Annotated in this window: 10 protein-coding genes; 7 read left to right on the forward strand and 3 right to left on the reverse strand. The window is 68.5% G+C overall.

Annotation, left to right across the window (positions count from 1 at the left end; all coding sequences use genetic code 11):
• Positions 1-50: 50 nt before the first annotated feature.
• Positions 51-1454 (reverse strand): pyridoxal phosphate-dependent decarboxylase family protein, encoded by a 1404-nt coding sequence (locus AC16DP_RS42505; protein WP_329733292.1) that lies wholly within the window; start codon positions 1452-1454, stop codon positions 51-53.
• A gap of 266 nt (positions 1455-1720) precedes the next feature.
• On the opposite strand from AC16DP_RS42505, the gene AC16DP_RS42510 reads away from it, so the two are divergent.
• From AC16DP_RS42510 to AC16DP_RS42525, 4 genes are all read left to right on the forward strand, one after another.
• Positions 1721-3082, forward strand: coding sequence for an MATE family efflux transporter (locus tag AC16DP_RS42510; RefSeq protein WP_329733291.1), 1362 nt, complete (start codon positions 1721-1723; stop codon positions 3080-3082).
• A 35-nt stretch (positions 3083-3117) separates the two neighbouring features.
• The gene (locus AC16DP_RS42515) at positions 3118-4191 is read left to right on the forward strand and encodes a CapA family protein (RefSeq protein ID WP_329733290.1); all 1074 of its coding nucleotides are present in this window, start codon (positions 3118-3120) and stop codon (positions 4189-4191) included.
• A 72-nt stretch (positions 4192-4263) separates the two neighbouring features.
• Positions 4264-5043: a hypothetical protein gene (locus AC16DP_RS42520; protein WP_329733289.1), complete on the forward strand. Its 780-nt coding sequence runs from the start codon at positions 4264-4266 to the stop codon at positions 5041-5043.
• Between the two features lie 72 nt (positions 5044-5115).
• Complete coding sequence (locus tag AC16DP_RS42525) at positions 5116-5892, forward strand: hypothetical protein (protein WP_329733288.1); 777 nt, start codon at positions 5116-5118, stop codon at positions 5890-5892.
• A 53-nt stretch (positions 5893-5945) separates the two neighbouring features.
• Here the strand turns inward: AC16DP_RS42525 and AC16DP_RS42530 are convergent, their stop codons facing one another.
• A complete protein-coding gene (locus tag AC16DP_RS42530) occupies positions 5946-6956 on the reverse strand; it encodes an aromatic ring-hydroxylating dioxygenase subunit alpha (protein WP_329733287.1) in 1011 nt (336 codons plus the stop codon).
• A 138-nt stretch (positions 6957-7094) separates the two neighbouring features.
• Between AC16DP_RS42530 and AC16DP_RS42535 the strand changes: the two genes are divergently transcribed.
• Positions 7095-7745 (forward strand): TetR/AcrR family transcriptional regulator, encoded by a 651-nt coding sequence (locus tag AC16DP_RS42535; RefSeq protein WP_329733286.1) that lies wholly within the window; start codon positions 7095-7097, stop codon positions 7743-7745.
• On the opposite strand, the gene AC16DP_RS42540 is transcribed toward AC16DP_RS42535, so the two are convergent.
• Complete coding sequence (locus AC16DP_RS42540) at positions 7726-8235, reverse strand: hypothetical protein (RefSeq protein ID WP_329733285.1); 510 nt, start codon at positions 8233-8235, stop codon at positions 7726-7728. The two genes, AC16DP_RS42535 and AC16DP_RS42540, sit on opposite strands and share 20 nt — an antisense overlap.
• A gap of 287 nt (positions 8236-8522) precedes the next feature.
• Here AC16DP_RS42540 and AC16DP_RS42545 point away from each other — a divergent pair, with 287 nt between their 5' ends.
• On the forward strand, positions 8523-8954 hold the full coding sequence (locus AC16DP_RS42545) for a DNA-binding transcriptional response regulator (protein WP_329733284.1): 432 nt from the start codon (positions 8523-8525) through the stop codon (positions 8952-8954).
• Between the two features lie 118 nt (positions 8955-9072).
• Positions 9073-9621: a DUF2062 domain-containing protein gene (locus AC16DP_RS42550; protein WP_329733283.1), complete on the forward strand. Its 549-nt coding sequence runs from the start codon at positions 9073-9075 to the stop codon at positions 9619-9621.
• Positions 9622-9795: the final 174 nt, after the last annotated feature.

Raw genomic sequence — 9795 nt, forward strand, 5'->3', positions numbered from 1 at the left:
CACCGCACGGTGGCCCACCCGTCACGCAGGTGAGCCACAAGGCCGGGCAGCTACAGGGCGGAGGAGACCCGCTCGGTCATGGCCGCCCAGGCGATATCGATGTCCTGAGGGGTGGTTCTCCAATTGGAGATGGCGGCGCGGATGCCCTGCACCCCGTCGTAGACGGTGGGGGTGAGGAACACGCGGCCGTCATCCCGGAGCCGATCCAGGAACGCCCGGACCTCCTCCTGGGACGGTCCCTGCTCCGGCCGGCGCAGGGTGAAGCAGGCGATGTTGAGCCGCACGGGCGCCAGCAGCCTGAAGGCGCCGGAGCCCTCGATGCGCGCTCCCAGCTCACGTGCGAGCTGGCAGTTGCGCTCGATGATGTCCTGGTACCCCGTGCGCCCATAGGCCATGAGGGTGAGCCACGCGGGCAGGGCCCGGAAGCGGCGGGAGTTCTCCGGCCCCATGTCCGCGAATGACGGCGCACCCTGCCTCACATCGAGGTAGGCGGCCCCGTTGCGGAAGACCTCGTGCAGCAACTCCGGGTGGCGGGTGAACTGCAGGGCCGAGTCATACGGCACGTTCAGCCACTTGTGTGCGTCCACGGTGAGCGAGTCCGCCAGCTCCATGCCGCGCGTCAGGTGCGCGAACCGGGGCGAGCACGCCGCGAATCCTCCGAAGGCCCCGTCGATGTGGAGCCAGAAGGAGTGCCTCTCCTTGAGCCGGCCCATCGCCTCCAGGTCGTCATAGTCCCCGGTGTTCACCGTGCCGGCGCTCGCCACGACGATGCAGGGCTCACCCCCGAGCGCCTCGAGACGGGCCTGGAGCGCGGCGAGGTCCACGGACTCCCGGCCCGGAAGGCAGGGCACCTTCACCAGGCAGCCGCGTCCCATGCCGAGCATGGACAGCGACTTGAGGGTGCTCGAGTGGGGCAGGGCGCTCAGCACGGAGATGGGCTTCATCCCGTACAGCCCCTCCTTCGCCACATCCACTCCCCGCTGCCGGGCCACCCACTGTCTCGCGCTCGCCAGCCCGACGAAGTTCGACATGGTGGCGCCCGACACGAAGCTGCCGAAGAAGCTGTCGGGCAGGCCCAGCAGCTCGCGCAGCAACTTCAGGGTCTCCAACTCCACCTGCGGCGCGGCGGAGCTCCCCGGGCTGAACGGGTTCTGGTCCAGTGCGCTCGCCATCCAGTCTCCAGCCAGGGCGGCCGGGGTGGAGCCTCCCTGCACGAAACCGAAGTAGCGCGGGCCCGTGCAGCCGCCCATCTCCTTTCCGTATCGGTCCAGGAAGAGGTTGAAAGCCTTCTCCGCTCCCAGCCCCTCCGACGGCAGCTCCAGCTGTGTTTTCTCGCTGGCCTTCACCGCCGCGGGTGTGCGATCCAACTCGCCGAGGAATCGCTGGGCCTCGGTCTTCGTCCGCTCCAACAGGGCCGCGAGCTCGTGCAAATCCCTTGTCAACGCCTTGTCCATGGCGGCCCCTATACCCGAGCGGCCTTCACCTGGCCACGGCCACCTCCGTGCACGGCCCACACCTGGCGGACGGTCAGCACAGCAGTCTGACATCCCTTGGTTTTTCAGATATCAAGAACTGAATTATCTGTTGACCGGTTGATAGTCGAATGGGTAGATATATCTGGAAAAGCTGGATTCCTTGGGGAGTTCCGCGCCTTTGCAACGCCTGTGCAACGCTTGTGAAACACGGGCCGAGCGGCCGTCATGTGGGACGAGGTGAGGGTGTGTCGACGACCGTATTGAAACCCATCGGAGCGCTGGTCCGCTTCGCGGTGCCGGCCACCGTGGTGATGATGTTGTCTGGTTTGTTCCTGGTGGTGGACACCTGGTTCATTGCCCGCCTGGGGACGACGGAGCTCGCGGGCGCCACGCTTGTCTTTCCCGTGTTCATGATCCTCCTCACCGCCCTCGGGGGTGGGATAGGCATTGGCATCTCCGCGGTCATCTCGCGGCGGCTGGGCAGGGGAGGGGTGGAGGACGCGCAGGCGTGTGTGGGGACATGTCTGGGATTGGGGCTGCTCGTCGCGGTCTTCTTCTCGGTGCTCTACCTGTTGCTGGGTGAGGTGGTGCTCAGGAGGGCGAGCCCGGAGCCGGCGTTGGTGCAGGCCGCCCTGGACTTCTCGCTGCCCATCTTCCTGGGCAGTCCGGTGCTGGGCTTCTCGCTCACGCTGACCAACATGCTGCGCTCCGAGCGCAATCTGGTGGTGCCCTCGGTGATGATGGTGGTGGGAGGCGTGGTGAACGCGGTGGCGGCCCAGGTGCTGATGTTCGGGTGGGGACCGGTGCCGGCCCTCGGGTTGAAGGGCGCGGGGTGGGCCACGGTGGCGGGCTTCGTGGCGTCGAGTCTGCTGGGCGCCTGGGTGATGATGGGCCGTTCGCGTCTCACCCTCCGGCCCTCGCGGCTGCGATGGGACGGGGCGGCCGCGCGCGACATCATCCGCATCGCCCTGCCGACCATCCTCACCTACGTGGTGAACAACGTGACGTACATGTTGCTGGCCTTCTCCTGGGCCCATTTCGGGACGGAGGCGGTCGCGGGTTACGGGCTGGCCAGCCGTTTCGAGTACGTGCTCATCCTCACCCTCTACGGGCTGGGGAGCGCGGTGGTGACGTTGGGCGGGGAGGAGCTGGGCGCCGGCAACCGGGAGGGATTCCGCCGGGTGGTCCGCACCGCCGCGGGGCTCTCGGCCGGCGCGGTGGGCGTGGGGGCGCTGGTGCTGTTCTTCCTTCCCCAGGTGTGGTTCTCCCTCTTCGAGACGGAGCAGGCCGTCGTGGCCGCGGGGAGCGCGTACTTCCGGGTGGTGGCCCTGGCCTATCCCTTCTACGCCCTGGGCCTCATGTACAACTATGCCTACCAGACGCTCGCCCGGGCGGAGTGGGGGCTCCTGTTTGGTTTCACCCGCGTGGCCCTGGTCGCACTGCCCGGGGTCGCTCTGGCGGTCTGGTCCGGTGGCTCCGCCGGGCTCGCCGCCGCCGCCATCGCGGCCTCCTTCGCCCTCTATGGGCTGCTCTCTCATTCCCTCTTTCCCCTGGCGCTCCACCCGCGAGCCTCCGCCCCGGCGCTTCCGGCTCCTGGACTTTCCTGACGCCCGGCGACTGCTCTCCGCACTCCCAAGCGCACATGCCTTCCCCCTATCCCTGGCACTACACCGTGCGGTGGCCGTTCTATTTCTGCCGCCCCTCCATCTGGAACCGCACCCAGCTCGGACAGCGCCCGCTCGAGCACACCTTCGTGTCCGATCCGGAAGACAAACCGCTCCGGTTGCTCTTCCTCGGCGACATCATGTCCCTGCACGGGGACCGCATCTCCCGCGTGGACCCCGCCATCAGCGAGCTGCTCTCCGGCGCGGACCTGGTGATTGGCAATTGCGAGGCGCCGGTGATGAACCGCCCGCTCAGCAACGTCACCCGCAACGGCTTCGTGTTCAACATGTCCCACGAATACCTGCGGGCCATCGTGGAGCAGCTGGGCGTGAAGCCGGGGCGGCTCCTGCTCTCGGTGGCCAACAACCACACCTTCGACCAGGGCGAGGCCGGCTACTTCTCCACCCAGGAGCGCTTCGCCGCGCTGGGCATCCAGCCCCTCGGGCTGTGGAATGGAGGCACGTCGCCGGTGGTGCGGGTGGAGGTGGAGGGCATGGCGGTGGGGGTGGTCTCCTGGACGCAGTGGATGAACATCGAGCCGCGGCGGGAAGAGCCCGGCGTGTGGCGGCACACGCACCTGGACGGGCTGGACGCGGAGGAGCTGAAGCGGCGCCACGGTCTGGACCTCGTGGTGGCCTTCCCCCATTGGGAGTACGAGTTCCAGCACTTCCCGCACCGCTCCACCCGGGAGCTGGCGCGGCAGCTCAACGCCCGCAATTTCAAGCTCATCGTGGGATGTCACCCCCACGTGGTGCAGCCGATGGAGTGGTTCGACGACGGGCTGTGTGCCTACAGCCTGGGCAACTTCTGCGGCCTGGGTTTCGCCTGGGCGGTGAAGCTCATCTCCCTGCTCGAGGTCCGGGTCGGGACGCGGGGGGCGAACCGGGGCCGGGTGATGGGCTATCAGCTTCATCCCTTCATCCAGTTCCATGAGGGGGAGCGTGTTTCCCTGCTGCCGATGGAGAAGACGCCGGCCGTGAAGCAGGCCGGATGGCAGCAGCGGCTCGGGCTCGTCTACGAGCCGGTGAAGGGAGCCGAGCGCCGGGCCTGAGTTGTCCGGAATTTTTTCGTACAGGACGGCCGCCAGCGGTGCTGGCGCCGACATCCCTGGGAGAAGGTCATCATGAGTTCGACGGAACAGCTGGCCGCCTCGTTCGAGGTGGTCAATGAGGTATTGCCCTCACAGGGCGCCGCCCGGTCCCTGAGAGCCATTGCGGCTCCGGGCCGGGAGCCCGGCCTGCGGGAGCGGTGGGTTCATGCCTTCGCGCAGGGGGCCGCCCACCTCGTGGTGCAGAAGCCGCGCTCGGAGACGCTGCGCTTTGGGCTGGTGAGGGAGCCGGAGGAATTCGCGGCGGTGGGACGGATGCGCCTGCGCGTGTATGGGGCGAAGCTGCCCTACCTGCTCAAGGAGCTCTCCCCGGAGGGGATGGACGCGTATGACGCCCACTCCTTCATCTTCGCCACCTGGTGGAAGGACCGGGTGGTGGCGACCGTCCGCACCACCCGCTATCCCTACGAGACGTTGCGGTACGTGCCCGAGCCGGCCCTCTCCAGCTGGATGAAGGAGGGCTGGGACACCGACTTCCTCGAGTGGGGACGCCTGCTGGTGGACTCCACCGAGGGCTTCAACCGGCTCACTCCGGCGCTGCTCACCTACGCCGGCCTGTACCTGCATGGGCTCACGCCCTACCGCAAGTACTTCGGGTATGCCCGGCCGCATGGGCGCAAGTCCTTCTCGGGCTTCCAGTTGTCACAGAATGCCCCCAGCTTCACGATTCCCGAGAGAGGGGAGCACGCCTACCAGCTCCTCAAGGGCGAGCTCTCCAGGGAAGTGTTGTTCTCGGTGCCGCGGTGGTTGGGAAGCCTCGCGGGCCGGATGCTGAGCAGCGCCCGCGCTTCCTGACGCTGTACTTCCCGAGTCCGCCAGAGTACCCCTCATCACCCTTCGAAGATCGCAGTTCCAAGGAGAGACATCATGTCGCAAGCCGTGAATCCCGAGTTCCGTACCAAGGTCGATGCGCTCCTCGATTCCATGATCGAGTCCGTCTACAAGGCCGCGCCGGCGGCGCGTTACCTCGCCAGCTCCAACCAGGTGGACCTGACGATGTTCAAGCGCCACACGGTGGAGACGATCCTCCGCATCCGCCTGGCGCGCGTGGCCGACAGCAAGGCGCTGTGCCTGTTCACCAAGACGGACCCGGTGGCCGCGCACAAGTGGGCCAAGTACACCGAGGAGGAGATGCTGCACGACCGGCTCTTCCTCAAGGACCTGACGAACATCGGGATGACCGAGGAGGAGGTCTACGGCACGGATCCGCTGCTGGCCACCAAGCTGCTGCAGGGCTACCTCTACTACACGCTCGAGCACGAGGGGCCCCGCGGCCTCATCACCAAGTCGTACTTCGTCGAGTACACCACCCGCAAGACGCAGGGCTCCTGGAACGAGAACATCAAGCGCTCGCTGGGTGACAAGGCCGTGCGCGGGGCCGAGGCGCACCTCAACTACGACGTGAACGAGGACCACTCGACCGACGTGTGGAACGTGCTGATGACGATGGTGAACGGCAAGCAGGACGAGGAGCGCGTGCTCTATCACCTCAACGTCTACTTCGGCCTGTTCAGCGCGTACCTGAACGAGCTGGCGAGCAAGACGAAGTCCGACCTGCTCCCCAACACCCAGAACGTCGCCACCACGGCGGTGCTCACCGCGCAGGACGTGGCGCAGAAGGCCTCGGCCGCCGCCAAGGCGTAACGGGCTCGTGCCAGGGCCCCGTCTCCGGAGGATGGAGGCGGGGCCTTCGTGTGTCAGCTCGCGAGCGGCGGGACCTCGGTGAGGGCGGTGGCCTCTCGGGGGCCCCGCTTCTTGCGCTCCAGGTACCAGCGGCGGAACGTCAGCGTGGCCCGGTCCGTCCCCACGCTGCGCTCCTCGGTCACCGGCGGCGCTTCCATCGGGCGGCTCGACTCCACCACCGCCTGGTCCTCCTTGAGGATGCGCTTGTTGAAGTGGTCGATCGCGGCCGCGAGCGGCTGGACCTTCAGGAAGTCGCGCGTGCTCACCAGCATCATCCGCGTGTGGCTCTCATCCACCGGCACGCACCACATGAACAGGTTCATGATGCGCTTGGGCACGGGAATGTTCAGCGACATGCCATTGGGCCGCAGCCAGTCCAGGAAGCCTTCCGAGCCTGCTCCATCCATGTCCGCCGAGGTGCGGAACCCCGTGGGCGTGGGGTGCACCTCGATCTCCATCCTCGAGTCCGGCTTCATCCGCTTCGCCAGCGCTCCACCGATGGTGCGCCGGTGCACGAAGGGCAGGTGCGGCGAGTCCAGCATGTTCTCCATCGCCCGCGTCCAGTGCGCGTTCCACGTCTCGGCGTAGTGCCACACGTGCACGCCCGGCTGCTCCATCACGGCGGGCACGGACAGCTCCTCCGGGGCCTCGGCTCCCGGGCGCGTGTAGACCCAGATGAGGCCTCCGCGCTCCTGCACCGGGAAGGCCGTGGCGGCGTAGCGCTGGCGCTTCTCCTCGGGCATGGGGTTGAGCGGAATGTGCGTGCACGCCCCGCCCGAGGCGAAGCGCCACCCGTGGAAGGGGCACTCCAGGCACCCGTCCTTGCCCACCTTCCCCAGCGACAGCCTCACCCCGCGGTGCGGACACTGGTCATGCAGCGCCGACACCCGGCCCTGGGCGTCCCGGAAGAGCACGAGCCGCTCCCCCGCCAGCGTCAGTGCGTAGGGCGCCTTGCGCACCTCCTTCGACATCGCCACCGGCGTCCATACGTCCGCGAAACCCTCGTCGGCGAAACCGTCCAGCATGAAGTCCTCCCGCAGGTACCGCTCCGGGTATAGAATATTCACGTTGGTTTATTTAATTTCAAGTCGAAGTGCGTCGGAGCGCGGCCCCCGACCGGGCGGAGAGTGGATTTCATACCCCACGCGGGTTATTCAGAACGCATGGCCCGGGTGAAGGGAAGCCGCAACGCCGACTACGAGAAGGAGCGCGAGCGCCTGCTGCACGCCGTGCGCGAACGCCTGCTCGCGAAGGACGGGGCGCAGGCGAGCTTCCGCGAGCTGGCCGAGGTGGCCGGGGTGAGCGTGGCCACGCTGCGTCACTACTTCGGCTCGCGCGAGGCGCTGCTGTCGGAGGTGATGGCGGACATGCACCAGCGCGGCCTGCCCTACCTGCACGCCACCGCCACGGAGTTCCACGGCCCGGTGCGCGAGTCGCTCCAGTGGTTGCTCCAACAGTTCCTCGTGGGCTGGCGCGCCGGGGTGGGGGAGGTGCACGCCTTCGGCCTCACCTCGAGCCTGGGCCACGAGAAGCTGGGCCCCGTCTACGTGCAGGAGTTGCTGGAGCCCACGCTGCAGGCCACCGAGGCCCGGTTGTCCCGCCACATCGCCGACGGGGAGCTGCGCCGCTGCGACGTGCGCCACGCCGCGCTGGAGCTGGTGTGCCCGGTGGTGCTCGGCATGTTGCACCAGGTGCAGCTCGCGGGCTCGCGCTGCCGTCCGCTGGACGTGGAGCGCTTCCTGGAGGACCACCTGGACACGTTCCTCCGCGCCTACGCTCCGGAGCCCGAGCCGCTCAAGGCACGCCGAGGATGAGCCCGAGCGTGGCCAGCGTCATCGCCGTGCCCTGCTTCGCGAGCGCGGGCGGAATGTCGAGGATGACGGGCCGCTCCGGCACGCCTCCGCAGCTGCGCGAGCCCACGTAGCTCCCGTCCTTCGTGGCCTTCAAGTCGTAGCTGCACGCGCCCACCGTCCCGGTGAGCTCCTCCGCGCTGATGTTCAGCTCCGAGACGCGGCCGTAGAAGGAGCCCCGCGCGTGGGTGACGCCGTCGTGGTCCTCGAAGCTCAACCGCGTCAGCTCCCGGCCCACGGTGCCTCCCAGCTCCTTGCCGTTGAGGCCGAGGAACACCGTCTGGCCGAAGGCCCTCCCGCGCAGCGTCTTTCCATCCCGCGAGAGCTGGAGGTCCGGGCTGGAGATGCTGTCGCCCGTCACGCGCGCCGTGATGGCGGCGTTCGGGGTGCGCAGGTAGAGGTACTGGTCCCAGCCCTGAGCGGCCGCCGTTCCCATTGCGAGCAGGGCGGTCATCCCGAGCGCTCGACCGATTCGCTGGGTGTACGAGGAATTCATGCGGGGAGGATAGGAATGGAGGCACTCCCGTGTGCCGGACCCCCGGCCGCCCGCTCGTGGGGAGGAGGGGATGGCGTGCTCCGCCAGGACGGCACGGCGAGCGGCCGCCCGGTTGCCGGGCGCGCCCGGTGTGGGGGCCGTCATCCTCCTCGTGAGTGGAGGGCTCGCGTCCGCGCCCTGTTCACGGGTTGTCCTGGCCCGAGGAAGCGTTGCCCCTGCTTCCTCTCCGGCGGTACCCTGCGTCCGTGCCTTCCTCGTCCCAAGGCCGGGCCACCTCCGGGCCCCTGCGTGTCCTCTTCGTGGCGGACGATCCCGTGCTGCGCGACACCGCCCGCAGGGAGCTGTCGCCGGCCTTCGAGCTGCTCCCCGTCAACACCTTCTCCCTCGCCCTGCCCCTGCTCGACCTCGAGCCGGCGCCCACCGCCGTCGTCATCGACATGGGGCTGGCGGACGCGAAGGGCGCGGCGGACTTCCTCGCCGCCCTGGTGGAGCGCGGCTACCCCGGTCCGCGCGTTCTTTTGTCCACCAAGTTCCGCCCCGAGGAAGCCTCCACCCTCAGCCAGGCCAGCATCATCCACTTCGCGCTCGCCACGCCGTGGGCCGCCGGGGAGCTGCGCGCCTTCGTGGAGGCCGCGCTCGGCTTCCGCCCCTTCCCGAGCGCGCTTCACGCCATCTGATGTCTGGTGGCAGGCAGCCCATCGCGCTCCGCCATGATGTCCTGCGCGCGCCCGGGCTTCGCATTATCCTGGCGCCGTCCCCCGAGAGTGTCCCGGTTCCGAAGAAGCGTGGTGCCCCGTGTCGTCGTGGTGGAAGGTTGCCAAGAGGAAGCTCCGGCGCGCGCGCGTGCGATTGCTGCGCGGCTCGGGAGCTCCGGGTGAGATCGCCGGTGGCATGGCGCTCGGCTTGTTCATCGCCGTGCTGCCCGTCATGGGCCTCCAACTGCCCCTGGCCCTCGCCGCCTCCGAGCTGGTGCGCCGGCTGACGCACTTCCAGCTCTCGCGCGTCGCCGCCGCCGCGGGCGTGTGGCTCAACAACCCCGTCACCGCCGCCCCCGTCTACGGCCTGTGCTACCTCATCGGCCGCCCCATCGCGCACCGCCTCCTCCCGGCTTCCCCCCAGGGCGTGGCGACGGCCAGCGCCTTGGACTTGAGCGCGCTGTCCCTCTCCGGACCGGATGCGCTCGAGGTGGGGCTCGGCCTCGTCATCGGCGGCGTCGTGCTGGGCGTGCCCACCGCCTGGCTCGGCTACCGCATCACCTACGGCATGGTGTCCCGCCACCAGGCCGATCGCGAGCAGCGCCGGGCTCGCAGGGCGCGCGGCCTGAAGCTCGCCCCCGAGGTGTAGGCGGCCCGCCCGGGAGAGACCGTGATTCCGTCCCGGCTGTAGCAGGCCCGCTGAAAAAGCGGTTGTCGCATTTGAACCCACATGCGCCGGGGCACTACGATTTTCACCAGGTGACACTTTGTCACCTGGGAGTGACCCGAGGTGACCGGGCGCTCCGGCGTGGATGCCGGGGTG

The sequence above is a fragment of the Archangium sp. genome (assembly GCF_057119385.1).

Excerpts from the sequence above, each read along its gene's own strand:
- AC16DP_RS42505 (WP_329733292.1), bottom strand. The coding sequence starts at position 1,454 with ATGGACAAGGCGTTGACAAGGGATTTGCACGAGCTCGCGGCCCTGTTG.
- AC16DP_RS42515 (WP_329733290.1), top strand. The coding sequence starts at position 3,118 with ATGCCTTCCCCCTATCCCTGGCACTACACCGTGCGGTGGCCGTTCTAT.
- AC16DP_RS42520 (WP_329733289.1), top strand. The coding sequence starts at position 4,264 with ATGAGTTCGACGGAACAGCTGGCCGCCTCGTTCGAGGTGGTCAATGAG.
- AC16DP_RS42525 (WP_329733288.1), top strand. The coding sequence starts at position 5,116 with ATGTCGCAAGCCGTGAATCCCGAGTTCCGTACCAAGGTCGATGCGCTC.
- AC16DP_RS42530 (WP_329733287.1), bottom strand. The coding sequence starts at position 6,956 with ATGCTGGACGGTTTCGCCGACGAGGGTTTCGCGGACGTATGGACGCCG.
- AC16DP_RS42535 (WP_329733286.1), top strand. The coding sequence starts at position 7,095 with ATGGCCCGGGTGAAGGGAAGCCGCAACGCCGACTACGAGAAGGAGCGC.
- AC16DP_RS42540 (WP_329733285.1), bottom strand. The coding sequence starts at position 8,235 with ATGACCGCCCTGCTCGCAATGGGAACGGCGGCCGCTCAGGGCTGGGAC.